At 70.2% G+C, this 24,448-nt stretch carries 24 protein-coding genes; 13 read left to right on the forward strand and 11 right to left on the reverse strand.

Features of this window, described 5'->3' with window-relative positions; translation table 11 throughout:
* The first annotated feature begins 133 nt into the window (after positions 1–133).
* On the forward strand, positions 134–1,975 hold the full coding sequence (locus AC3EO7_RS24690; protein WP_435592545.1) for an alkyl/aryl-sulfatase: 1,842 nt from the start codon (positions 134–136) through the stop codon (positions 1,973–1,975).
* A gap of 27 nt (positions 1,976–2,002) precedes the next feature.
* Here AC3EO7_RS24690 and AC3EO7_RS24695 read toward each other — a convergent pair whose 3' ends face one another.
* The 4 genes from AC3EO7_RS24695 to AC3EO7_RS24710 form a co-directional block, all read right to left on the reverse strand.
* Complete coding sequence (locus AC3EO7_RS24695; protein WP_431962304.1) at positions 2,003–3,121, reverse strand: acyl-CoA dehydrogenase family protein; 1,119 nt, start codon at positions 3,119–3,121, stop codon at positions 2,003–2,005.
* Between the two features lie 83 nt (positions 3,122–3,204).
* Positions 3,205–4,626, reverse strand: coding sequence for a DUF1254 domain-containing protein (locus AC3EO7_RS24700; protein ID WP_435592500.1), 1,422 nt, complete (start codon positions 4,624–4,626; stop codon positions 3,205–3,207).
* A 66-nt stretch (positions 4,627–4,692) separates the two neighbouring features.
* Entirely contained in the window at positions 4,693–4,887 is a 195-nt protein-coding gene (locus AC3EO7_RS24705; protein ID WP_431962300.1) for a ferredoxin, read from the reverse strand.
* Positions 4,884–6,353, reverse strand: coding sequence for a cytochrome P450 (locus AC3EO7_RS24710; protein ID WP_435592501.1), 1,470 nt, complete (start codon positions 6,351–6,353; stop codon positions 4,884–4,886). The genes AC3EO7_RS24705 and AC3EO7_RS24710 overlap by 4 nt, the downstream gene beginning before the upstream one ends.
* Positions 6,354–6,454: 101 nt before the next feature.
* On the opposite strand from AC3EO7_RS24710, the gene AC3EO7_RS24715 reads away from it, so the two are divergent.
* On the forward strand, positions 6,455–7,111 hold the full coding sequence (locus AC3EO7_RS24715; protein ID WP_435592502.1) for a TetR family transcriptional regulator: 657 nt from the start codon (positions 6,455–6,457) through the stop codon (positions 7,109–7,111).
* A 355-nt stretch (positions 7,112–7,466) separates the two neighbouring features.
* Positions 7,467–7,895 carry a hypothetical protein gene (locus AC3EO7_RS24720; protein ID WP_431962294.1) on the forward strand — a complete coding sequence of 143 codons (429 nt, stop codon included), beginning with the start codon at positions 7,467–7,469 and terminating at the stop codon, positions 7,893–7,895.
* 43 nt (positions 7,896–7,938) lie between these two features.
* Here AC3EO7_RS24720 and AC3EO7_RS24725 read toward each other — a convergent pair whose 3' ends face one another.
* A complete protein-coding gene (locus tag AC3EO7_RS24725) occupies positions 7,939–8,439 on the reverse strand; it encodes a CGNR zinc finger domain-containing protein (protein WP_431962292.1) in 501 nt (166 codons plus the stop codon).
* A gap of 25 nt (positions 8,440–8,464) precedes the next feature.
* Here AC3EO7_RS24725 and AC3EO7_RS24730 point away from each other — a divergent pair, with 25 nt between their 5' ends.
* On the forward strand, positions 8,465–8,638 hold the full coding sequence (locus AC3EO7_RS24730) for a hypothetical protein (RefSeq protein WP_435592503.1): 174 nt from the start codon (positions 8,465–8,467) through the stop codon (positions 8,636–8,638).
* A 13-nt stretch (positions 8,639–8,651) separates the two neighbouring features.
* Here AC3EO7_RS24730 and AC3EO7_RS24735 read toward each other — a convergent pair whose 3' ends face one another.
* Positions 8,652–9,926 (reverse strand): diguanylate cyclase domain-containing protein, encoded by a 1,275-nt coding sequence (locus AC3EO7_RS24735; protein WP_435592504.1) that lies wholly within the window; start codon positions 9,924–9,926, stop codon positions 8,652–8,654.
* A 49-nt stretch (positions 9,927–9,975) separates the two neighbouring features.
* Complete coding sequence (locus AC3EO7_RS24740) at positions 9,976–10,785, reverse strand: SAM-dependent methyltransferase (RefSeq protein WP_431962286.1); 810 nt, start codon at positions 10,783–10,785, stop codon at positions 9,976–9,978.
* 426 nt (positions 10,786–11,211) lie between these two features.
* Here AC3EO7_RS24740 and AC3EO7_RS24745 point away from each other — a divergent pair, with 426 nt between their 5' ends.
* The 4 genes from AC3EO7_RS24745 (at position 11,212) to AC3EO7_RS24760 (ending at position 15,269) form a co-directional block, all read left to right on the forward strand.
* Complete coding sequence (locus AC3EO7_RS24745) at positions 11,212–12,120, forward strand: cation diffusion facilitator family transporter (protein ID WP_431962284.1); 909 nt, start codon at positions 11,212–11,214, stop codon at positions 12,118–12,120.
* Positions 12,121–12,258: 138 nt separating this feature from the next.
* Positions 12,259–13,608: a carotenoid oxygenase family protein gene (locus tag AC3EO7_RS24750; RefSeq protein ID WP_435592505.1), complete on the forward strand. Its 1,350-nt coding sequence runs from the start codon at positions 12,259–12,261 to the stop codon at positions 13,606–13,608.
* 108 nt (positions 13,609–13,716) lie between these two features.
* Positions 13,717–14,781, forward strand: a complete 1,065-nt coding sequence (locus tag AC3EO7_RS24755; protein ID WP_435592506.1) for a DNA polymerase III subunit beta family protein — start codon at positions 13,717–13,719, stop codon at positions 14,779–14,781.
* Positions 14,778–15,269 (forward strand): hypothetical protein, encoded by a 492-nt coding sequence (locus AC3EO7_RS24760; RefSeq protein WP_435592507.1) that lies wholly within the window; start codon positions 14,778–14,780, stop codon positions 15,267–15,269. Before AC3EO7_RS24755 ends, AC3EO7_RS24760 begins: the two co-directional genes overlap by 4 nt.
* 25 nt (positions 15,270–15,294) lie before the next feature.
* On the opposite strand, the gene AC3EO7_RS24765 is transcribed toward AC3EO7_RS24760, so the two are convergent.
* The 3 genes from AC3EO7_RS24765 to AC3EO7_RS24775 form a co-directional block, all read right to left on the reverse strand.
* Positions 15,295–16,377 carry a DNA glycosylase AlkZ-like family protein gene (locus tag AC3EO7_RS24765; RefSeq protein WP_431962276.1) on the reverse strand — a complete coding sequence of 361 codons (1,083 nt, stop codon included), beginning with the start codon at positions 16,375–16,377 and terminating at the stop codon, positions 15,295–15,297.
* 27 nt (positions 16,378–16,404) lie between these two features.
* Positions 16,405–16,827: a DUF7144 family membrane protein gene (locus tag AC3EO7_RS24770; RefSeq protein WP_431962274.1), complete on the reverse strand. Its 423-nt coding sequence runs from the start codon at positions 16,825–16,827 to the stop codon at positions 16,405–16,407.
* An 86-nt stretch (positions 16,828–16,913) separates the two neighbouring features.
* Entirely contained in the window at positions 16,914–18,452 is a 1,539-nt protein-coding gene (locus tag AC3EO7_RS24775; RefSeq protein WP_435592508.1) for a flavin-containing monooxygenase, read from the reverse strand.
* A gap of 70 nt (positions 18,453–18,522) precedes the next feature.
* Here AC3EO7_RS24775 and AC3EO7_RS24780 point away from each other — a divergent pair, with 70 nt between their 5' ends.
* Complete coding sequence (locus AC3EO7_RS24780; RefSeq protein ID WP_435592509.1) at positions 18,523–19,527, forward strand: AraC family transcriptional regulator; 1,005 nt, start codon at positions 18,523–18,525, stop codon at positions 19,525–19,527.
* Positions 19,528–19,550: 23 nt separating this feature from the next.
* Here the strand turns inward: AC3EO7_RS24780 and AC3EO7_RS24785 are convergent, their stop codons facing one another.
* Positions 19,551–20,267 (reverse strand): hypothetical protein, encoded by a 717-nt coding sequence (locus AC3EO7_RS24785; protein WP_431962268.1) that lies wholly within the window; start codon positions 20,265–20,267, stop codon positions 19,551–19,553.
* 287 nt (positions 20,268–20,554) lie between these two features.
* Between AC3EO7_RS24785 and AC3EO7_RS24790 the strand changes: the two genes are divergently transcribed.
* The 4 genes from AC3EO7_RS24790 to AC3EO7_RS24805 all read left to right on the forward strand — a co-directional run bounded on the left by AC3EO7_RS24790 (position 20,555) and on the right by AC3EO7_RS24805 (position 24,231).
* A complete protein-coding gene (locus AC3EO7_RS24790; RefSeq protein WP_431962266.1) occupies positions 20,555–20,953 on the forward strand; it encodes a hypothetical protein in 399 nt (132 codons plus the stop codon).
* A 109-nt stretch (positions 20,954–21,062) separates the two neighbouring features.
* Positions 21,063–22,667, forward strand: a complete 1,605-nt coding sequence (locus AC3EO7_RS24795) for a GMC oxidoreductase (protein ID WP_431962264.1) — start codon at positions 21,063–21,065, stop codon at positions 22,665–22,667.
* Between the two features lie 78 nt (positions 22,668–22,745).
* A complete protein-coding gene (locus AC3EO7_RS24800; protein WP_431962262.1) occupies positions 22,746–23,471 on the forward strand; it encodes a VIT1/CCC1 transporter family protein in 726 nt (241 codons plus the stop codon).
* An 88-nt stretch (positions 23,472–23,559) separates the two neighbouring features.
* Positions 23,560–24,231, forward strand: coding sequence for a phosphoribosyltransferase (locus tag AC3EO7_RS24805; protein ID WP_431962260.1), 672 nt, complete (start codon positions 23,560–23,562; stop codon positions 24,229–24,231).
* Positions 24,232–24,448 lie beyond the last annotated feature (217 nt).

A 24,448-nucleotide genomic window follows, 5' to 3' on the forward strand; every position in this document is an offset into this window, starting at 1 on the left:
CGCGGCGCTCGCCGCCGCCGGGGTCGGCGTCGGCCTCGGCGGCTGCGCGGACGACGACCCGGTGCGCCCCTCGGCCACACCGACCGACCCCAGCGACCACATCCTGGCCGCGAACCGGCAGGCCGCCGAGACCATGCCCTTCTCCGACACCGCCGACTTCGCCGACGCCGACCGCGGCTTCCGCGCGGCGCTCGACCCGGGCGTCGTCACCGACGCTCAGGGAAAGGTGGTGTGGGACAACGACTCCTATGGTTTCCTGCGCGAACCCTGCCCGCAGTCGGCACATCCGAGCCTGTGGCGGCAGGCCCAGCTCACCGTGAAGCAGGGGCTGTACGAGCTCGCGCCGGGCTTTTACCAGATCCGCGGCCTCGACCTGTCGAACATGACGCTGGTCGAGGGCGACACGGGCGTCATCGTGATCGACCCGTTGATCTCGGCCGAGACCGCGGCCGCCGGGATGGCGCTCTACCACGCGCACCGCGGGAACCGCCCCGTCACCGGGTTGATCTACAGCCACTCCCACGTCGACCACTTCGGCGGGGCGCTCGGCGTGACGACCGAACAGGACGTCGCCGCGGGCCGCTGCCCGGTGCTCGCGCCCGTCGGCTTCCTGGAACACGCTGTCGCCGAGAACATCTACGCCGGAACGGCGATGGCGCGCCGCGCGGCGTACATGTACGGCGCCGCCCTGCCGCGCGGCCCGAAGGGGCAGATCGGCGCCGGGCTCGGCCAGACCACCTCGCTCGGCACCGTCACCCTGATCCCGCCCACCGTCGACATCGTCCGCACCGATCAGGAGGAGACGATCGACGGTGTCCGCATGGTCTTCCAGCTGACGCCGGGCACCGAGGCGCCCTCGGAGATGAACTTCTACTTCCCCGGCCGCAGGGCGCTGTGCATGGCCGAGAACGCCACGCACACCATGCACAACATCGTGACGCTGCGCGGGGCCCTTGTCCGGGATCCGCACGTATGGTCGAAGTACCTCACCGAATCGATCAATCGCTACGGCCGCGCCAGCGATGTGGTGTTCTCCTCCCACCACTGGCCGGTCTGGGGCACCGACCGGATCGTCGAATTCCTTTCGGTGCAACGCGATCTGTACGGCTACCTCAACGATCAGACGCTGCGGCTGCTGAACAAGGGCTACGTCGGGGCCGAGATCGCCGAGATGATGCAGCTGCCCCCCGGCCTGACGAAATCCTGGTCGACGCACGGCTACTACGGCTCGGTCAGCCACAACGTCAAAGCCATCTACCAGCGGTACATGGGCTGGTTCGACGGCAATCCCGCGCACCTGTGGCAGCATCCGCCGGTCGAGTCCGCCGAGCGCCACGTCGAGGCGATGGGCGGCGCGAAGGAAGTGCTGAAGAAGGCGCAGCGGGCCTACGATGCGGGCGACTATCGCTGGGCGGTGCAACTGCTCGACTACGCCCTCTTCGCCGACCCGGCCGACACGACCGCGAAACACTTGCAGGCCAGCGCTTTCGAACAGCTCGCGTACGGATCCGAGAACGCCACCTGGCGCAATTTCTTCCTCAGCGGCGCGCACGAACTGCGCAACGGCCCGTTCGGCACGCCCACCCAAGCGAATTCCGCGGGCCTGCTGAGCGCGCTCAGCGTGGAGCAGGCGTTCGACGCGATGTCGCTGCGCCTGGACGGGCCGAAGGCGTGGGACACCCGGCTGGTCATCGACTGGCGTTTCCGCGACGAGGGCGATCGCACGCACCGCTCCGAACTGCGCAACGGGGTGCTCGTGCACTACGACCGGCGCCCCGACGACGGGCTGCCCGCGCCGGACGCCACCATCACGCTCACCCGCCCCGCGCTGCTGCGGGCGTTCGTGGCGGGCGGCGATCTGCGGGCGGCGGTGCGCGACGGCGAGATCGGTATCGAGGGCAACGCGGCGGCGCTCGCGCAGCTGCCCGGACTGTTCGACAAGCCGGATCCCGGCTTCGCCATCGTCACCCCGTGACGCGAATCCCGTGGGGGCGCAGGCGGATCAGTCGGTGACGCCGAGTACTTCCTTGCCGATGACGCCGGCCAGCACCTCGGTCGAGTACGCCATGAGCTGACCTGCCTCGGCGTCGCGCAGATGCCGCTGAATGGGCGAGCGCTTGAGATATCCGGACGCGCCGCCGACCCGGACGCCGAGCTGCGCGACGTCGACAGCCACCTTGTTGGCGAGGTACTTGGCCCGCCCCAGCGTCGGCAGGAAGGCCGGAATCCCGTTGTCCGCCTGCCACAGTGCCTGCTCGTACAGCGCGTGCGCCGCGGCCAGCCTGGTCTGCGCGTCGGCGGCCTCGTGCTGCACCCACTGCTGGTGCGACAGCGGCGCGCCGAGAATCACCCGCGACCTGGCGTGCTCGACCAAGGCGTCCAGCGCCGCGTCGGCGATGCCGAGCGAGAGGGCGGGCAGCCCGGCGGGGATCACCGCGAAATCACCGGCGTCGGGCCGACGGCCGCGGTATTCGGCGCGCAGCACGGTCCGCTCGAAGGACAGCAGCTGGCTGCGGGTGGCGCGCAGCCCGAGGGTGTCCCAGATCGGGATGATCGACACCGTGGCGTCCGGAGCCAGGCCGAAGAACGTCGGCGCTCCGTCGACCAGGGCGTTGACCAGCAGATAGTCGGCGATCTCCGCGCCGGAGACGAAGCGCTTGGCGCCGGTCAGTTCCCAACCGCCCGGCGCGGGCACGGCCTCCTGTTGCGGCTGGAGGAACCGGTTGCCGCTGGCGGGTTCGGAGAGCGCGTTCGCGAATCGCTTGCCCGCCAGGAACTCCTCGGCGAAGAACGAGCCCAGCGTGTCCGCGGTGATCTCGGCCAGCGCCACGCCCGCGCCCGCGTGCATGGTCCAGATGGTCGCGGTGGAGGGGTCGGCCTTCGCCAGCGTGCGCACCAGCTGCCCGAACGCCCGGTAGCTCAGTCCCGTCCCGCCGACCCACTCCGGCAGCGCCGCGCGATCGACCCCGGCCTCGTGCAACGCCGTGAGATGCGCGACCGCGATCTCCGCGCGTTCGTCGTAATCGGCTGCGACGGCGGCGAATTCGGCGGCCAGCTCGGTGACTCGGTCGAGCGCCGCACGCTCGCTCGCACGCAACGGGAAGGGACTGGGATCGGTCACGAGGCGCTCCGGTCGCGGATCGGCGGGCGGGTCTCGACCAGCCTACGCAGCCCGGACGGTATGCAGCGCGAAGCGGTCTCCGCTCACGTGGCAGTCGTGACGGCGGGCAGCTGCCAGCGACCGTCGATCGCCTCGGGCCGCGGCGCGTACAGCCGCATGATGAGCGAGAACTCGCCGTCCGCCGGGATGGGCAGCCAATTGCCCTGTCGCACCGCGGGTCCCGGATTCCGGTGCTGAATCGCCAGCTCGACCGCGCCGTCCGGTTCCGGCACGACCGGCTCCTGATGGCCGACCGCATAGATGCCCGCCGGATTGGGCACCAGGAAGCCGTCCGCACCGTACGCGGTGAGCGACCAGAACGCGTCGACGGGCGGGGTCTGTCCCGGCGCGAAACGCAGCCGGAACCGCTTGGGCGTGCCGTCGGTGTCCGCGGTTTCGAAGAAGGTGGGATAGATCGCGTCCTCGGCCAGGTTGGAGCCCAGCCCCTTGTCCGCCGTCGCGGCACGGTGCAGGTAGTCGGTGCCGTACTCGCCCGCTGTCGGATCGAAGGTCCAGCCGTTGTCCAACCGGGTCTGCGGGTCGACATAGACGCCGATCGTCCGTTTCGCATCGGTGGCCGCGGTCGTGAGGGCCGCGTCCGAGAGTCCCGTCACCCGGCCGCCCGGCTCGATCCCGATCTCGGCGAACCGCGCCATCGCCGGTGCGTCGGCGAGTGCGGGCGGATCGGTGTCCATCAGCGTGCAGAGCCGGTCGTAGAACTTCCTGGCGTCCATCTCGGTGACTTGCTCGGCGGGCGGCCGCGACGGTGCGGGCCGGATCGGCTCGACGGGCACGGGCCGCCCCGCGACCCAGTCGTCCAGCGAGGCCAGCCGCAAATCCCGCTGGATCGCGCGCACGGCGGGGATGTCGTCGACGCCGTCGACCTGGATGCGGCCGAGTACCCACACGGTGGGCGTCGGCATCGGCAGCGGGGTCAACTCCTCGGGCAGCGCGCCGGACCAGTTCGGGCCGGTGATCACGTAGCTGAACGGCGGCGTGCGCGCCCCCGGCCGCACCTGCGGGCGCACGCTGCTCGGATTGTGGACGGTGTTGGTCCACGCGTCCATGACCTGCATCAGCCAGAAGCGGCCCGGGTTCACCGCCGGGACCTGCAACGTCATGGGACCGCGGGAGAGATCGAGCCAGGCGCTGGAGTACAGGGTGTCCACGTTCAACCGCACTATGTCGCGCCGCTCCGGCGTCGGCAGCGCGTCGGAGTGCTGGAAGTGGTTGACCGGTGTGCTCTTCAGCGCCGCATCCCGCGTCTCGTGCATCAGCACCAGCGGATAGCCGAAGGCGTAGGCGTCTTCCGCGATGACGGCGGCTTCGCTCGTGGCGGCGGCACCCTCGTCGTCGCGGCCGCACGCGGCAAGGACGAAAGCGGTCGTGGTCGCCCAGCCGAGCATCGTGCGGCGCGTGATCACGCGTCCAGCACTCGACGACGCAGCTTCATCCGGCTCGCTCATGAGCCTCCTCGTACGGACCTCCGAGGGACGGTTTCGCGAGTTCAGCCACTTGTTCGTCGATCACAATCAATCCTCTGCCCACCGTAACGCCTGGACGGGACAGCTGTCGACGGCCAGCGCCACCACCTCGGCGTCCGCCGGGGACACCGAGTCGACCAGCGGCGCGACGACACCGTCCGCGCCGACGCGGAACAGCGCGGGCGCGAGCGCCTCGCACATGCCGTGCCCCTCGCACCGGCCGCGATCGGCCGCGAGCCTCACCGCCCGATCCGTTCGAGCCGGACGGGCAATCCGTCGGCGGGCGTCGGGCCGGTCCCCGCCACCAGCGGCACCCGGTAACCGGCGGGCACCGTCCAGCGGTACTCGAGCAGCATCTGGTGCAGCACGGCTTTCACCGTCATCCCGCCGAAGTACAGTCCGATGCACTTGTGCGCCCCGCCGCCGAACGGCGACCAGGCGAAGCGGTGCGCCTTGTCCTCGCGGCGCTCCGGCGCGAACCGCTCGGGATCGAACGCGTGCGCGTCGCGCCAGAATGCGTCGGTGCGCATCATCGCGTACAGGCCGCACATGATCAGCGTTCCGCGCGGCACGTAGTGGCCGAGAATCTCGGTGTCGCGCAAGGTCTCGCGGGCCTGCTGGGCGACCGGCGCGTACATCCGCAGCGCCTCCTTGAACGCCATGTCCAGCGCGGGCAGCCGATCCAGATCGTCGTAGCCGAGCGAAACCTTGCCCAGCGCACGGGATTCCGCCCGCAGCCGCTCCTGCCACTCGGGATGCCTGCCCAGTTCGTGGACGAGCATGGCGGAGGCGATGGTGCTGGTGTCGTGGGCGGCCATCATCACGAAGATCATGTGCTGGACGACCTCCTCGTCGGTGAAGGCGTGGCCCTCGACGGTGCTGGCCCGGCACAGCACGCTGAACAGGTCGTTGCCCTCGCCCGCGCGCTTGACCGGGAGCTCGCGGCGGAAGTACTCCTCGAGCACCCGGCGCCCGCGCAGCCCGCGCGCCCACACACCGCCGGGCAGGTTGGCGCGCACCAGCGCCTTCCCTCCGTGCACCGCGTCCTCGAAGGCGCGCTCGAGCCGGTCGCCCTCCGCACCGAGCGCGGCGCCCGCGAACACCTCGGTGGCCTGTTGCAGCAGCAGCTTCTTGATGGCGCTGTAGACGGGGAAATCCGGGGCCGGACGCCACTTCTCGATGCCTGCGCGCAGCAGCGGCGTGGTCAGGTCGAGGTAGCCGACCAGGCGTGGCCGGGTGAAGGCCTGCTGCATGATCCGGCGATGGAACATGTGCTCGTCGAAATCGCGCAGCAGCAGCCCGCCGCGGAAGAACGGGCCGATGAGGAACTCCCAGCCGCGTTGCGCGGAGAAGACCTTGTCCCGGTCCAGCATGACGACCTCGAACGCCTCCGGGCTTCCGACGGTCACCACCGGCCTGCCGAGGACGCCCATCCACTGCACCGGGCCGAACCGTTCGAAACGCTTGCGCGCGAACTCGATCGGGTCCGCGAGGGTGTGCAGCGTGTATCCGATGCCGGGCGGTCCGAAGTCGCCGAGGGTCGGCCGCAGCCCGCTCCCCGCGGGCGGTTCGGCCAGCGGCCGCACCTTGGTCGGATAGTGCTGCACGAAACGGACGCCGACCCGCTGGACCCGCCACGACAGCTGGGTTCGCAGCTGCCTGGCCCCGTCGGACACCGCACTGACTCGTTGTGGCACGAGAAGACTCATGGTCCCATTCCCTTCGCGACGCTGCGATGCATCGACCATATAGGAAACGGACGTTTCCGTATACGTTTGTTTCCCAACTTGTGCTGTGCCAAGCTGGCCGGGTGACCCGAGCATTCACCGGCACCTATCGCGGGGTGTCCAGCGCCGAGCGCCGCGAGGATCGGCGCAGGCGCCTGCTCGACGCCGCGCTCGCCATCGTCGGCACCCAGGGCCTCGCGGCGCTGACCGTGCGCGGGGTCTGCGAACAGGCCAAAGTCGGCCCCCGGTTCTTCTACGAGGCGTTCCCCGACCTGGGCGCGCTGGCCTCCGAACTGCTGCTCGCAGTGCAGCGTTCGGCGCTCGACCGGGCCCGCACGGCCATCGCCGAGACCGAGGGCGCGCCCGCGCGGCGCATCCGCGCCGCGGTGGCCGCGCTGATCACCGAACTCACCGACGACCCGCGCCGGGCCAAGATCGTCTTCGCGCAGGCCTACGGCGACGAGGTGCTGATGCGCACCCGTTTCGCGGGCATGCGCAGCGTCGCCGCGACGATCATCGAGCAAACCCGCATCGTCCTCGACCTGCCCGAGGGTCAGGACGCCGCGGTCGCCGCGACCTCCCAGCTCATCACCGGCGGAGCCGCCGAACTGGTGCTCGTCTGGCTGGACGGCGGACTGGACGTCGACCGAGACGGCCTGATCGATCTGCTCGCGGATTTCACCATCGCGATGATCGATCGACTGCCCGCGGTGGCCGGGCGGCTCAACGGCACCGCGTAATCGCGCACGAACGCGCGGAGAACCGAACACGTTCGATCACACACGCCAATTGCCTGCGATTTGCCGATTCGGCGCACCCCCGCCGCCTGTAACGCCGGAAAGCCGCTCGACGGTTGAATCATCATGCCGGGGAACGTGTTTCACCACGTCAACCGGACGGTTCGGCCACGGCGTCCCCGCGGGGGCTATACACTGTTTTGTAGGTCAGTTCTCCTCCGAATTGCCGAATTGACCCCGGACACAAGATGTCCCGACCTATGACCGGCTGTTCTCTTCTGATTACGTTGGGAGGCAAGATGATCGATTACAGCCCTTTCGGTCCGGCCGACCCGCGGCCCACACCCGGAGGTGCAGGATGATCGAGAGCGCGTACGCGGCCGAGGCGGCAGACACCACCGAACCGCGTCATCGCACCGCCACCGACCCGGACGGGCCCGCTGCCCGTTTGCCGGGCAATCGCATGTGGACGGTCTCGGCCGTCGTCGTCGAGGCCGACGGCCCCAGTCCGCGCCACGGCGTGGTGGCGGGCGCCGATCTCGGCGACGCCGCCGAGCAACTGTGCGAATACCTCCCGGAGACCCACTCCGACGAGGACTACTACCTGGTCGCCAGGCAGGTCCCGCTGGTCGCGCACGGCCCGCGCAGCGGCGGCCAGATTCCGCGCCGCACCTGGGTCAGCCCGATCCAGCGCGACGACGACACGGGCCAGGCGACCTACGGGCGGTGGATGCGCGCCGAGGAGCATCCGCACTTCCGGCTGCACGGACCCGTTGTCACCAACTGAGCCCAACGACGCGCGCGGCATCCGGTCGCGCGAATCGGCCTGCTCACGCCGAGCGCCGCATACGGTGGTCGGCCACGTGCACTCGATTCGAGCAGCGAGTCGAGCAGAAGCGACGCCGCCCGTTGCGTGAGGTGTCCACGAACACCTGCGCGCAGCCCGGCCGCGCGCAGCGGCCGATGCGGTCGGGGTCTTCGCAGAACAGGGCCGCGAGCCCGGCGGCCGTGTAGGCCTTCACCCGCTCGTCGGTCGGCGCGTCCTCATGGGCGTAGTGCAGATGCGGCGCGCGGCCGTCGTGCGTCGAAATGTATGGGCGACTGGTCGTTTCCGCCAGCAACGCGTTGAGCTGCGGTACCGAGGGCGCGTCGAAGACCTCGCCGAGCCGCGCGATCCAGCGGCGCAATTCGGCGGTCTGCCGCGCGTCGAGCGACCCCAGCGGCTTGTATCCCGCCGCGTCCAGCACCGCGAGCAGGTCCGCGTCCGGATCGGCGTTCACCAGGCGTGCGGCCAGCTCGGCGGCCGTGCCGCCGTAAGGGTTGAAATGCACAAAGCCATTACATCAGGCTGAGGGCGTGTCCGCCATCTGCCCTTCCTGCTCCTGGCCCTCCCCCACGGTCGTGTCCGCGCACGGCGAGATCAGCTATCTGCGCTGTGTGTGCGGGCGCTGGCTGATCAGCGAGCACGGCGCGGTGATCGCCGCGGCCGGGGACAGCTCGCTGGCCGAACCCGTCGCGGGCATCGCCTGAGACGTCAGGCCGTCTACGGTCCGCGCGGCGAACGGCCCGTCTTGTCGCGATACATGGCGGTGTCCACCGCGTGCATGAGCGCGTCGATCGCGCTCGGCCGGTCCACCACGAACACGGTGCCGACGCTGGCGCCGACGTGCACCGGATGACCCGCCACCCACAACGGCGTCGCCAGCGCGGCGCGCAGTTCGTCGGCGACCGCGGTCAGCTGTGGCTCCCCCGCGCAGCGCTCGACCAGCACGATGAACTCGTCGCCGCCGATGCGGGCGGTCAGTCCGCCGAGCGATTCGGCGGCGGCACGCAAGCGTTGCGCCACCTCGTGCAGCACCCGGTCGCCGACGGTGTGTCCCCATTCGTCGTTGACCGTTTTGAAGCCGTCCAGATCCAGGTAGCACAGACCGATCGGCGGCACCGCGCTCGCCAGCCGATCGAAGAAGAGCAGCCGATTGGGCAGCCCGGTCAGGTTGTCGTGGTGAGCGTCGTGCCAGAGCCGGTCGGACAGCTGCTTGCGCTCGGTGACGTCCACCGCCACGCCGATCAGGAACTGGATGCGCCTGTCCGCGTCGCGCACCGCCGACATCGACAGGTCGATGTGAGCAAGTCCGCCGTCCGGGCGCACGTGCGTGGTCTCCAGGCGGAAGCGATCGGTCTCGCCCGCCAGCATGCTCCGGAACCGTCCGTAGGCGTGCCCGATGTTGGCGGGCCCGAGCAGCTCGGCCACCGCGCGCCCCGGCATGTGCTCCTGCGGCAGGCCGAGCATCTCGGCGAAGGCGGCGTTCACCGCGAGCACGCGCCCGGTGACGTCGACGGTGCCGATGCCGACCGAGGCGCCCGCGAACACGGCCTCGAACCTCGCCTCCGAAAGCTGGCGCCGCGCTTCGGCGTCCCGTGCCGCGGCCAGCGCCGCGCCGAGGGTCGTCTCCTGCTCGACCAGCGCGGCCGCACGCAAGGCGCCGGTGCAACCGGAGGCGAACTCGGCGGCCACGGCCACCGCGCGATCGCGCACCCGGTCGTGGTCCGCGTCGCCGGGGGCGCAGATCTCCTCGACCATGTCGTGGCAGATCACCGCGATCGAACGGCTGACCATCAGCGGGTCGCGGTAGTTCGCGGCCACCAGCACCACGGCCGCGTCGTGGGCGTCGCGCAGATCGCCGTCGCCGCGGATGGCGGCGACAAGGAGCTCGGACAGGTCGGCGAGCATCGCCTCGGTCTCGGTCCGCGTGAGCGTGGGTGCGACGACGCCGTCCAGCGCGTCCGCCCATCGCAACGCCAGCTCGCGCAGACCCACTACCCGCGACCTCCTGCCCGTCCGACCGGCGCCCTCGACAGTTCCGGCCTCAGACCTTGTGACCGAGTCCGGCCAGACCGAGTGATCGGCCGGGCGCCTCGTGGAGATCGCGCTCGGATTCCGGGCGCCAGGCGGGTAGTTCCACCACACCCGGCTCCACCAGGTCCCATCCGTCGAACATAGCCGCGATGGCAGGGGCGGAGCGGAAGTGAATCCCGACCTTGCTCTGCTGTGCCGCGTTCGCACCGAGCTGCGCGGCGTCCTCGGGCCGCAGCTCCGAGGTCAGGTGCGAGATCGCCACGAAGGAACCGCTCGGCACGGCGGCGCGCATCGCGGCGACCTTCGCGGCGGGCGCGTCCTCGTCGGAGAGCAGGTGCAGCACCGCGACCAGCAGCAGCCCGACGGGCTGGTCGAAATCGATCAATCCGGTCTCGCGGACCTTGCCGAGCAGTTCCTCCGGCTTGCGCAGATCCGCTTCGATCGCCGCGGCGCGGTCGTTGTCGCGCAGGATCGCCTTCGAGTGCGCGACGGCGACCGGATCGATGTCGACGTAGAGCACCCGGATCTCCGGGTCGAGCCGCTGCGCCACCTCGTGCACGTTGCCCGCCGTCGGGATGCCCGAGCCTATGTCGAGGAACTGGCGTATGCCCGCGTCCACCAGGAAGCGCACCGCCCTGCGCAGGAACGCGCGGTTGCTCAGCGCGACCAGCGGCAGATCGGGCACCAGCCGCTTGCCCAAGTCGGCGGCCTTGCGGTCGACCTCGAAATTGTGCGAGCCGCCGAGCAGCGCGTCGTACATGCGTGCCGGGCTCGCCTGCTGCATATCCACGCCCTCGGGCGCCCACGCCGGCCTGTCCATCGCATACCCCTTTGTGTCCACGAGCCGGCCTTCCGCGACCGGGAAGGCTCGCACCGAACGGGTGGTGTCGCCGATCACCCGCTAGGCGCCGTCCGCATCGTAACCGCAGGTCCGAACGACAGTGCACTGCACATGATCACAGTTGCGCACCGCGGCGGTACGCCGGATGCGGGTACCCGCCCGGCAATCCTCCTACACCTCCAAATAAATGCAGACATGCGCATGTCTGCAAGATAGGCTAGGCTGTGGCGCGGCAGCCATCCGACGTGGAAGGGACGTTCGCTCATGGGAGATCACTGCGTGTCGCCGCGGCACCCGGCGCGACCGGCGGACAGCACGACGCGGGAACGCGAGTGCGCCGATGAGCTCCGGCACTCCCATGATCACAGCCACGACCACGGCGGCGGGCACCACCACGATCACGGCGTGTCCGCGGACTCGGACCCGCGCTGGCTGAGCATCGCGCTCGCCCTGATCCTCGCGTTCATGGCGGCCGAGGTGGTGGTCGGCCTGCTGGCGCAGTCGCTGGCGCTGATCACCGACGCCGCGCACATGCTCACCGACGCCGCATCGATCGTCCTCGCGCTCATCGCCATCCGGCTGTCCAAGCGCCCCGCGCGCGGCCGCTACACCTACGGCTACAAGCGCGCGGAGATCCTGTCGGCGCAAGCCAACGGCATCACCCTGCTGCTGCTGGCGGCGTGGTTCGTCTACGAAGGCGTGGACCGGCTGATCCACCCGCCGGACGTGGCAGGCCCGCTGGTCTTCGTCACCGCGCTGGTCGGCATCGTCGTCAACGTCGTCGCCGCGTGGTGCATCAGCCGCGCCAACCGCACCAGCCTCAATGTCGAAGGCGCCTTCCAGCACATCCTCAACGACATGTACGCCTTCATCGGCACGGCCATCGCGGGCGCGGTGGTGTGGCTTGCCGGTTATCCCCGCGCCGACGCCATCGCGGCGCTGGTGGTCGCCGCGCTGATGCTGAAGGCAGGCTGGGCGCTGGTCCGCGAATCGGGGCGGATCTTCTTGGAGGCCGCGCCCGCACACCTCGATCCCGATGCCATCGGCGCGCGCATCGTCACCATCCCGCAGGTCAGCGAGGTACACGACCTGCACGTCTGGGTGATCACCTCGGGCGAGCCCTCGCTGTCGGCGCACATCCTGGTCGACGACCGGTCCGACTGCCACGCCGTGCGGCTGGGGATCGAGCGGGTGCTGCTGGCGGAGTTCGGCCTGGAGCACACGACGTTGCAGGTGGACCACGTGTCCGATCCGACCGCGCCGCGCGCGGATCTGCACTGCGCCGAGCCGCACGGGCCGGTGCACCGGGCATGAGACGGGCGCGGTGTCAATTTCATCGCCGTTGCGCTGCGTCTTCTTCGACCGGCTGAGGGCGGCGGCAAGAACAAGACTGTTTCTTCGCAGATCGTCGCCGCAAGCTTGGGCCGCCTACTGAGAACAGGAGAGCAGCTCATGACGACCCCGCCCAACACCGATCCGCCCTTGCACCTTTCGGGAAACAATGCGCCGATCACCGACGAGGTGACAGTGCAACCGGCCACGGTGATCGGGACCGTTCCCGAAGATTTGAACGGGGTGTATCTGCGCAACGGCCCCAATCCGCGCACGGGCTGGTCGCCGCACTACTTCTCGGGCGACGGCATGATCCACGCGGTGGCGCTGCGGGACGGACAGGCTCGCTGGTATCGCAACCGGTACGTGCGAACCCCCTTGTTCGCGCATCCCGCGCAGTCCAGGCTCGCGCTGACCGTCGACGCCGACACCGGGAAGCTGGACTACCGCGTCACCACTGCCAACACCCACGTGGTCGCGCACGCGGGCCGGCTGCTGGCGCTCGAGGAAGGCGGCTTTCCCTATGAGATCAGCCCGGAATTGGAGACCGTCGGACCGTTCACTTTCGCGGACGCGCTGCGTACTCCGATGACCGCCCATCCCAAGATCTGCCCGAGGACCGGGGAGCTGTTGTTCTTCGGCGTCCAGCTGCGCCCGCCGTACTTGACGTACTACCGGGCCGCGGCGACCGGCGAGCTGCTCCATGCGCAGGTGGTACCCGTTCCGCGCGCGACGATGATGCACGACTTCGCCATCACCGAGACCTACGCGATCTTCATGGACCTTCCCGTGGTCTTCGATCCGGCCGGCACGGGCATGCCTTGGCGCTGGGACGATCGGCACAGCGCTCGTTTCGGCGTCATGCCCCGGCAAGGCGGACGCGTGCGCTGGTTCGACGTCGAGCCTTGCTACGTATGGCACACCATGAACGCGTACGAGGCCGACGGCACCATCACGGTCACCGGCTGCCGGGTGCCGACGCTGTGGCGAACCGGTCCCGACGACATCGGCGGAGGACTGCCGCGCCTGCACCGCTGGCGGCTCGATCTCAGCACGGGCACCGCCACCGAGCAGGCACTCGACGACGCGGCGATCGAATATCCGCGCATCGCGGACGCCGAGATCGGGCGGCACAACCGCTTCGGGTATGTCACGAGCTTTTCGCTGGAGGCCGAGCCGAACCACTCGGAAATCTACAAATACGACTTCAGCGCGGAGGTTTCGCGCCGAGTACATCGGCTGCCCACCGGACACACTTGCGGTGAAGCGGTTTTCGTCCCGCACCACGGCTCTTCGGGCAGTGACGACGGATATCTGATGACCTTCGTCCACGACCGCGCACGCGGCACCAGCTATCTGGCGATCCTCGATGCCGCCGACCTGGCCAACCCGCCTATCGCGGAAGTGCACCTGCCGGTTCGGATTCCGTCCGGCTTCCACGGAAATTGGCTGCCGCAGGATCACATCTAACGGTGCTGGTCGTGTCGGGAGCCGTACCCGGTCTGATCGAGCGGGACGGCGACGCGGTTGGCTGGGCGCGGTTGACCTTCACGTTGGTTGAGACTCCATGATGGCCCGGTGTGGAGTTCCAGGGTCGAGGAGTTGATCACCATCGGGGCGCTGGCGCGGGCCAGCGGCCTGACCGCGAGCGCGCTGCGGTTCTACGCCGACTGCGGGCTGCTCACGCCCACCGAGGTCGACGCGGCGACCGGATACCGGTATTACACGCGCTCGCAGTGCGAGCGGGCGGTGCTGATCCGGCGGCTGCGCGGCATCGACCTGTCGCTGGAGGCCATCACCGAGGTGCTCGCGGCCGACCCGGACCGCGCCGAACGGTTGCTCGACGCGCACGTCGCGGTGCTGGAACGGCGGGCGAAGGCGGCCGCGCGGGTCGCGGCGCAGGTCAAGCGGACTCTCGGCGCGGGGCACGGCACGGCGGTGCCCGCGGCCGAATTGGCGCGCGCCATCGCGCAAGTGGGCGCGGCCGCGGCGGTCGACGACTCGGCCCCGGTACTCACCGGCATCCTGGTGGAGGCGGATTCGACCGCGCTGACGCTCACTGCCACCGACCGGTACCGGCTGTCGACGCGCACCGTGGCTCCGCTGCGGAACGGCCGCGAGTGGACAGCGGTGATCGGGGCCGCGACGCTGGCGTCGCTGCGCCCGTGGCTGGACTCGATCGAGGAGGTCGTCCTCGCGCCGCGCGAATCCGGCCTCGCGCTCACCTCCGGCGACACCGAGCACGACTGCGCCGGAATCGGAGAGCCCTTCCCCGACTACCGAGCGGTGCTCGATGGACTGCCCACCGTGCGCACCCGGGTGCTGGTTGCCCGCGCCGCGCTGCTCGACCTGCTGGAGACGGCCGCGGACGAGAGCGTCGTCTGCGCCGTCGACGGGGCCGGGCTCGCGGTCTCCGGCGCCGTCACCGCCACCCGGCTGCCCGCCGTGATCAACGGCCCCCCGATGGATCTCGCGTTCCGTTCCACGGTGCTGCGCCCCGCCGTCGCGAGCGCGATCGGGCCGGACCTGATGTTCGACCTCGCCGCCCCCGACCAACCGGTCGTCGTCCGTTCGGCGACCGACGGCGATCTCACCACCCTCGTCATGCCCACATTCGTACCGACCACGGAGGACGACCGATGACCGATCCAACCGACACCACCATGGACGCCATCACCCGCGCGGTCGGGCTCGGCCGCGCGGGCGACCGCGACACCGCACGCACCATGCTGACCGAGCTGTGGACCGAACTCGGCCCGCAGGGCGATCCACTGCACCGCTGCACCCTCGCGCACTACCTCGCCGACCTGCACGACGACGCCGCGCAGGCCCTCACCTGGGACATCCGCGCACTCGACGCCGCGGACAGCCTCACCGACGAGCGCGTGCGCCGCCACCACGCGGGACTGAACGTGCGCGGCTTCTACCCCTCGCTGCACCTGAACCTCGCCGACAACTACCGCCGCCTCGCCTCGTTCGAGGCCGCCGAGCGTCAGATCGAAGCCGCCCGCGGTTGCCTGCACACGCTCGGTGACGACGAGTACGGTGCGACAGTGCGCACGGCCGTGGAAGAGGTGGCGCAAGCGATCCGGGACGGACGTACGGAACCGCGAGCACCCGCTCCCAGCTGACCATCGCGTCCGACGACCTCCCGTGCTAGCCGACTTCATCGAAGCCGAAGCGCAACCGGTCGTCTCCGGTCAGCCACTGCGCATTCCGCTCCATCTCATCGCGGCGTCCGCTCGGAAGCGCCGCGAACAGGCTCACCGCCATCCGGTGCCGATCACGGCGGTACCGCCAGACACCCGCCACCTCACCGTCGACGAGCACCGCGCCCGGCGCGGACAGCGCCCGCCACACCTGTCCCCGCCTCGCGCGGTCGGGGACGAGCAGCGACCGATCCGCTTGGCGCAGATAGGGATCGCCGGGCGGAACCAGCAGCACACCCTCCGGCGGCGGTGCGCCGCGCACCTCGTCCAGCAGCGATTCGGGCAGGTCGTATCGTCGATCGTCCACCCGCACTCGCACCAGCGTGCCCGCCACCGCGCGCCACGGCTCGTCGGCGGCGGCGCCGAGCCAATCGCGGAACAGCGGACGGGTGGTCGGCCCGTTCACTCGAAAGAAGGCTCGCAACAGCGCCAGGCGCGGCTGTCGCACGCCGACGGCGGGATGATCCGGGGTCGGATACAGCACCGTCGCCCGGTTCACCTCCGGCCCGAGCACGATCTGCGCCTGACATCCGGCTGCGCGGAACAGCCCGTCCGGCACATGCTCCGCTGCGCAGCGCTCGCACCAGCGCACCAGCGCGGGTGAGACCCGCGCGGTCACCGCCGCGCTGACCTCGGCCTTCGGCATCGGTCGGGTGACGACAGCGCGCAGCGCCGCGGCGACCTCGGCGACGGCGTCGGCCTGCGCCGCGCCGCCCTCGTCCGAGACCTGCGGCGCCAGCGCGTCGCGCACGACGTCCAGCTGGGCCAGCCGGTGCGCGTGCGGGGCGCCGCGCATCGACCACCAGCTCACCAACGGCCCGGCCGGATCGATCGCCCGGCCGAGCGGTGTGGAGCCGATCCGCTCGGTGCGCTGACGCAGCGAGTACGCGGCGCCGCCGAATCGCCCATCCTGGAGTCCGAGCAGCAGCAGGTCGTCCAGCGCCCCGCCGTTCGTTCGCCCGTTCAGGCCGTGGCGGCGCCAGCGGTGACCGAGCCACTGGGCGCGGGCGACGGCGATCGTCTCGGCCATCGGCCCACCGTAGCGACCGAGCCGCCCTCAGTATTCGTCGGTCGGCTTCCAAGTCGACACCGCCCAGATCACCACGATGCTCAGGGCGATGATCAGGATCGACCAGTACGGGTAGTAGGGCAGCGAGAGGAAATTGGCGATGATCGCGAGCGCCGCGATGGCGATGGCCGCGACCCTGCCCCAGGTGCTTCCCGTCATGAGCCCGATCGAGCAGATCACCAGGAGGATGCCGAGCACGAGATGGATCCAGCCCCAGGTGGAGATGTCGAACTGGTACACGTACTCGGGCCCCACGACGAACAGTTCGTCGTCGATGATGGCCGAAATGCCTTCGAAGATCTGCAGTACACCAACGGTCAGCAGCAGGATCGCGGCGCCGATGGAGGTGCCCGCCGCGATGCCCTGGCGAACCGGGTGCTGGGTTTCCGGTGTCGGTGTGGTCATCTGCATTCCCTTCCGCGAAGGAGAAACCTGAATGTCCATCCCAGCCGGTGCGCCCGCGGAATACCTCACCCGTTTCGGGTGAGGATTCGCGATCAGCGCGCGGTAGCGGAGACCGGAGCGCGGAGATCCGCGCGCGGCGTCGGCTTCAGCGTCTTGTGCAGGTTGGTGCGCAGCGTCGTGGCCGAATCCAGCAAATAGTTCTGGCGGACCTTCCACGGGTGACGCTCGCCTTGGCGGGGGAAGTCGCCGATGGAGCGCTGGACGTATCCGGAGGCCAGATCGAGCAGCGGGTGCTCGGTGAGCTCGCCGTCCGGTTCCGGGACGACGGCCGCGTAGCCGTTGGCGTCCATGTGCCGCAGCACCTTGCAGACCAGCCGGGAGGTGAGGTCGGCGCGCAACGTCCACGAGGCGTTGGTGTAGCCGACGCAGACCGCGAAGTTGGGCACGCCGGTGAGCATCGCGCCCTGCCAGACGAACTGCTCGGACAGCTGGACCGGGATGCCGTCGACATGCGGAGTGATGCCGCCGAACGCGAGCAGCCGCAACCCGGTGGCCGTGACGATGATGTCGGCCTCCACCACCCGCCCTGACTTCAGCCGGATGCCCTCGGGCACGAAGCGGTCGATGTGATCGGTGACGATCTGCGCTTTGCCCTTCTTCATCGCCTTGAAGAAGTCGGCGTCCGGCACCGCGCACAACCGCTGGTCCCACGGGTCGTAGCTGGGCGTGAAGTGCTCGGCGACGGCCTGCTCGTCCTTCATGATCCGCGTGGTCAGGCCGGTGAGCAGCTTGCGCGCTGAGCCGGGAAAACGGCGGCAGTACTGGTAGAACCCGATGCCGAACAGGATCTTCTTGGCGCGGATCACCCGGTGCGCCAGGCGCGGCGGCAACAGACGGCGAATCGCGTCGGCCTGCTTGTCCCGGCCGGGGACGGGGCTGATCCAGGTCGGGCTGCGCTGCACCATCGTCACCAGCTCGGCCTGATCGGCCATCGACGGCACCAGCGTGACCGCCGTGGCGCCGCTGCCGATCACCGCGACTCGCTTGCCCGCGTAGTCGAGGTCCTCCGGCCAGAACTGGGGGTGCACGATCCGCCCGGAGAAGGTGTCCGCGCCGGCGAATTCCGGCGCGTGGCCGCGGTCGTAGTCGTAGTAGCCCGCGCAGGTGTAGAGGAAGTCGCAGGTGAGCGTGCGCTCGACGGTGCGGCCCGCCGCGTCGCGCTCGGCGAGGGTCAGCGTCCACCGGCACTCGGCGCTGGACCAGTCGGCCGAGAGCACCTTGGTGCGAAAGCGGATGTGCCGGTCGATGCCGTGCTCGGCCGCCGTCTCCTCGAGGTAGCGCAGGATCGAGGATCCGTCGGCGATCGCCTTCGCGTCGCGCCACGGCTGGAAGGGGTAGCCGAGGGTGAACATGTCCGAGTCCGAGCGAATGCCCGGGTAGCGGAACAGGTCCCAGGTGCCGCCGAGTGCGTCGCGGGCCTCCAGCACGGCGTAGCTCTTGCCGGGGCATTCGGTCTGGAGCCGGTACGCGGCGCCGATGCCGGACAGGCCCGCCCCGACGATCACGACGTCGAGGTGGTCCCGGACATCACGGTTCCGGACATCACTGGCCTCCGGTGCTACTGCGGTCATGGGTTCCAGTGTGCGGATCCGACCGGCGGCATTCTTGACTTCGGGCGACAAGTATTTGACTCTGGACGACATGTCCGTCATCCGATCCGCAGGCTTGCGCGGCTTCCGCGCCACGGTGGCAGAGCTGGGCGGCGACGCCGAGGAATACGTGACCGCGGTGGGCCTGCCCACGGCCGCGCTGGACGCCGACGATCTGCTCGTCCCCGACCATGCCATGGGGGCGGCGCTGGAGCTGGCCGCCCACCGCCTCGACTGCCCCGACCTCGGACTGCGCATCGCCTACCGCCAGGACCTGGCCATGCTCGGCCCGCTGGCGTTGGCGATCCGCAACTCCCCCACCCTGGCCGACGCGCTCGCCTGCTCCTCGCGCTACCTGTTCGTGCACGCCCGCTCGCTCAGCCTCGGCCTGACCGCCGACCCGTACGGCGACCCCGGCGTGATCGCCCTGCGGTACGACGGACCGCCGGACGTGCCCGCCCCGGTCCAAGGCACCGATCTCGGCCTCGGCTTCCTGCACCGCACCATCCAACGGCTGGTCGGCGAACGCTACGGACTGCGGTCGGTGGAACTGCCGTACCACCCGCCCGCCCCGCTGCGCGCCTATGAGGAATTCTTCGGCGCACCGGTGCGGGTGGGCCGGTCCGCGGCCATCCTGCGGATGCCGTGCGGTCTGGCCGACCGCCCGCTCTCCGGCGGCGACCAGAATCTGCACCGGCTGGCCATGGCCTTCCTCGCCGAGCAGACCGCGGGGATCGGCACCTCGATCGCGCCACGGGTGCGTGCCGCGCTGCGCCAGCTGCTCGGCACGACCCCACCCGAAATCGCCGTGGTAGCAAGAATTTTGAGAACGCATCCGCGCACGCTACAGCGCAGGCTGGCCGCCGAGGGCGCCACCTTCGCCGCGCTGCTCGACGACGTGCGCCGCGAGGAGGCCCACCGCTACCTCACCACCACCGACATGCCGCTGAGCCAGGTCGCCTCGCTCCTCGGCTTCGCCGAACAGGCGACCTTCACCCGATCCTCCCGTCGCTGGTGGGGACGCACGCCCACCGCACTGCGTCGTTCGGAACGCTGAACGCGGGCCGCGCGGAACGCTGACTACGAGGCCTTGCGCACCTTCTCCACCGCGTCCACGAAGAACTTCTCGAACGCGGCCTCGTCCAGCGAGTCCTTCAGCGCGGCGACGCGCACGACGACTGTGGTGCCGCGCAGCACGGCCATGCCCTGGTAGGCGGTGGAGGTGAGCGGCTTGCCGGTGCCGACGGTCGAGGTGCTGACCGAGCGGTAGACGATGGCCTCGGCGCCCTTCAGCTCCGCGGGAGCGTCGAGGTTCTCCACCTTGACCACCGAGGTGATCTGCTTGCCCTCCACGGTCGAGGTCGCGCTCACCTCACCGCACTTCTTGTTTCCCGCGGTGATCTGCGCCAGATCGGCGGTGCGGCCCGCGACGAACTCCACGAACATCAGCCCGGCCTTGTCGTCGGTCGCGCCCGCGACCGCCGCGTCCGAGAGCAGGTTCTTGGTCGCGGTTCCCAGATCCTCCTGGGTGCCCGCGCAGTCCGCCGGGGTGATGGTGGAATTCTGTTGCGTGCCTGCCAGATCGGCGGCGGCGGTCTCCAGGCGGTCCTTGGGCAGGTCCACTTTCTTGGTATTGGCCGGGAATTCGGACTCCGACAGCAGTAGCTGGTCACGCGGGGTGGTTGGCGCGGCCGAACTCGTCGCTGCCTCGTCGTTCCCGCCGCAACCGGCGAGCAGCATGACGCCCGCCGAAATCCCCGCCAGCAGGCGTGCCCCTGAGTACCGCAGTGTGATCATGCCGGTCAGCATGCCAGGAACCGTGCCGTACGTCCGCACCGGTCCACCCCGTGCTACGCGCGCGAAGAGGCCGAAACGCCCTCGGCCACGCGCTCATCACCCGCAGCTCGCCGGCTCCGCGGGCAGCACGTGGGCGTACGCGCCGCAGGACATTCGACGGAATCCGCCGGTGGGTACTCGGGTCGGCCCGGCGCGGCGCGGACAAGGTCAGGCGGCGGGAATCACCTCTAGGAAGCCGGGTTCCGTCGACATAGAATTCGGCCGAATATCGACTCGGAAGGGGTCGCATGGACACAGTCCGAGAAGTCGCCGAAGAGGGCAAGCGGCTCATCGACCTGGCCTGGCTGGGCGAACTCACCCGCGACGACGCAGTGCATCGCTTCGTTCAGGTGGGCGACGGCATGATCTGTTCGGTCACGGCGGGCGAGATCATCGACGACGGCGTGCGCTGGCTGGACGCCAATGCCACTCGACTACGGATTCTCGGCTGGTGCGCCCTGTTGGAACTACCGCTACTCGGAGGCTTCGCGGTGCTCTCACTCGCTCTCGGCGACTATGTCACGGCACTTCTCGCGCTCGCGCTGCTCGGCGGTATGCAGTTCGCACACCGCAAGCTGATCCCGCACCCCGTGCCCATCCGGCGCGCCCGCCGCGTCCGTTCCGGAAACCACACCGAACTTCGTTGACGCCAACGGTTTTCGGCGTGTGATCGGCGCGCGCCTCGTACAGTGAACGTGACGTGCGGACCGGCCGACGGCCCGCCGGGCGGGGTTTCTGGCTTGCGGGAGGGCGACCGTGCGGATCGAAGAATTGGCAGCGGTCCGGGACGAGGAACTGACCGCCGACGTGTGCGTGGTGGGCTCGGGCCCCGCCGGACTGACGATCGCGGCCGAGTTGGCGAATTCCGCACTGCGCGTACTGGTCCTGGAGAGCGGCGGGCGCGAATCCTCGGACACGACCAACGCGCTCGACGACTACGACAACGTCGGCGCGCGCCGGGCGCAGCCGAACCGGATCGCGGGCGACCGGATCCTCGGCGGCAATTCGCACTCGTGGAGCGGGCGCTGCGCGCTGCTCGACGAACTCGACTTCCGTGACCGCCCTTGGGTTCCCGGCTCCGGATGGCCGATCGGCCCCGCCGACCTGGAGCCCTACCTGCCCCGCGCCGCCTGCCACATCGGCATCGGACACGGCAGCGGCTTCACCGACGACGGCTTCTGGGAACTGGCCGGACGAACACGCCCGGCCGACGCGCTCGACCCGCGGCGGTTCCGCCCCTACTTCTGGCAGATCAGCCGCGACCCCGCCGACCCGTTCGACTGCAAGCGCTTCGGCGCGCACATCGAAAGCCTCACCGCGCCCAATGTTCTGGTGATCGTCGGCGCGACCGTCACCCATCTCGACACCGATCCGGACGGCACGCACGTGCAGACGCTGCAAGTGGCGGGAGCCGACCCACGACCGCGCACCGTCCGTGTCCGCGCGGTGGTGCTCGCGACCGGCGGCATCGGCAATCCCCGCCTGCTGCTCGCCTCGCGCCGGGCGCGGCCCGAGGGGCTCGGCAACCGGAACGACCAGGTCGGGCGCTATCTGATGGACCACCGCTGCGGGGCGGTCGGCGCGCTGGAACCGGCTGCGGCCGAGGCGATCACGCACCGCTTCGGCAAGTACGTGGTGAAGACGCCGCACGGCCGCCACACTTTCGTGCACGGCGTGGCCCTCGCCCCTGAGATCCAGGCCGACGAGGGTCTGTTGAACTGCGCACTGTGGTTACAGGAGGTGCCCGCCGCGGACGATCCGTGGGACTCGGTGAAGCAACTGCTGCGCGGGCGCGGCGACCGGCACGACGCGAAAGTCGCGCTGGCCAATTCCGGACTGCTGCTCGCGGGCGCGCGACGGCGACTCCTCCAGCACACCGGGCTGCCGCACAAGCTGGACCGAATCGAGTTGCGCTGCATGGTCGAACAGGCCCCGAACCGAGACAGCCGTGTCACCCTGACCGATCGCGCCGACCGGCTCGGGATGCCGGCGGCGCGGGTGGACTGGCGGGTGCACGCCCAGGAGGACGCCACCGTGCGCCGCGCCGCCGCGCTGGCGGTCCAGGAATTCGCCAGGCTGGGATTCGCCGGACCGACCCTGTTCGACTGGGCCACACCGGACAGCACGCTGCCGCCGACCCTCACCGACTGGGCGCACCCGACCGGCACCACCCGGATGTCCGCCGCCCCGCGCGACGGCGTCGTCGACGCCGACTGCCTGGTGCACGGAATGGACAACCTGTTCGTCGCGGGCAGCTCGGTGTTTCCCACCACGGGCCATGCCAATCCGACGCTCACGATCGTCGCGCTCGCGGTCCGCTTGGCCGATCGCCTCCGCACGAAGGTCACCACCGCCGTTTAGGCGTACCTCCGCTTTCGCACCGGCCATGCGTAGGTTTTCGACGGACTTCGTCCGGCAGCGTCCATTAGGGTGCGGGGCATGGAGGACTCGACGATCAGCGGTTCTCATCCGCACGAGCCGCACGGGGGCGGATTCGCGACCAGGCTGAACTGGTTGCGCGCCGGCGTGCTCGGCGCGAACGACGGCATCGTGTCGACGGCCGGGCTCGTGGTCGGCGTCGCCGCGGCGACCACCACCACGAGCGCGATCTTCACCGCGGGCATCGCGGGTCTCTCGGCCGGTGCGCTGTCGATGGCGGTCGGTGAGTACGTGTCGGTCAGCACCCAGCGGGATTCCGAGCGCGCGCTGCTCGCCAAGGAACGCAGGGAGCTCGCCGACGAGCCGGACTACGAGCTCACGGAGCTCACCGCCATCTATCGCGCCAAGGGACTCTCCCCCGACACCGCGCGCAAGGTCGCCGAGGAGCTCACCGCGCACGATGCCTTCACCGCGCACGCCGAGGCCGAACTCGGCCTGAACCCGCGCGCACTCACCAATCCGTGGCAGGCCGCGTTCTCCTCGGCGATCGCGTTCACCCTCGGCGCGCTGCTGCCGCTGGTGGCGATCCTGCTGCCGCCGGTCACCGCACGCATCCCGGTGACCGTCGCCGCGGTGCTGCTGGCGCTGGCGCTCACCGGTTCGATCAGCGCCAGGCTCGGCGGCAGCGATCCCGTCCGCGCCATGCTGCGGGTGGTGCTCGGCGGCGCGCTGGCCATGCTGGTCACCTACGGCATCGGGCAGCTGACCGACGTCGCCGGAATCTGAACGGAAGCTCGAGTCTCCCACCCGCCGCAGGGGTTTCGGCCGGGCGTAGACTTCGGTGCTTTCCGAAGTCCGAGTCCGGAGGCCCAGCATGCCCTTCCGTGATCGCCGGGCGGCGGGTCGGCGACTCGCCCTGCGGTTGGCCCACTTTCGCGACGCCGACACGGTGGTGCTCGGGGTGCCCCGCGGTGGCGTTCCGGTCGCTTACGAGGTGGCGGGCGCGTTGCGCGCGCCGCTCACGGTGGCGATGGTGCGCAGGCTGCGGGTGCCCTATCGGCCGGACCTGGCGTTCGGCGCGGTCGGCGAGGGCGGGGTCGGGGTGATCGACGACAAGATTCTGGCGCGCGCGTTCGTCTCCGAAACGGGCCGGGCCGAGCTGGAGGCGGAACAGCGAGCAGACCTGGCCCGCAGCGCCATTCGCTACCGGGGCGGCGCGTCCGGACTCGCGCTGCACGGCCGGACAGCGGTAATCGTCGACGACGGCATCGCGACCGGTGTCACGGCCCGCGCGGCCGTCGAGGTGGTGCGCGCGGCGGGAGCGGCCCGCGTCGCGCTCGCCGCGCCCGTCGGCGCGGCCTCGGCGATCCGTGCGCTCGGCGGGCGGGTCGACCAGGTCGTCTGCCTGGAGGGCGCGGAAGTGGTCACGTCGATCGCCAGGTGGTACGGGGACTTCACCCCGGTCGACGACGCTCAGGTGTGCGATCTGCTGGACAGCGCGGCGGCCGACCTGCGCCAGCGTTCCGGCGAATCGGGCCGGCCGTAGGGTGTGTCCGAGGTTGACCTGTCCCAGCCACGGCGCGGATCACGTGCCCGCTCCTAGGCTGGCGACTCTCCACCTGCTTCGGCCGCAGGACCCGCTTTCGACGCCGATTTTCGAGAATGCATCCGGCAGCCGTAGACGTGTCATCAGCGGTCATCGGCGCGTTGCGCACCCGCTGCGCAATTCGCTATTTTTCGGCGCCCATTCAGCGATGGTTTTT

This window comes from Nocardia sp. bgisy118 (assembly GCF_057708605.1).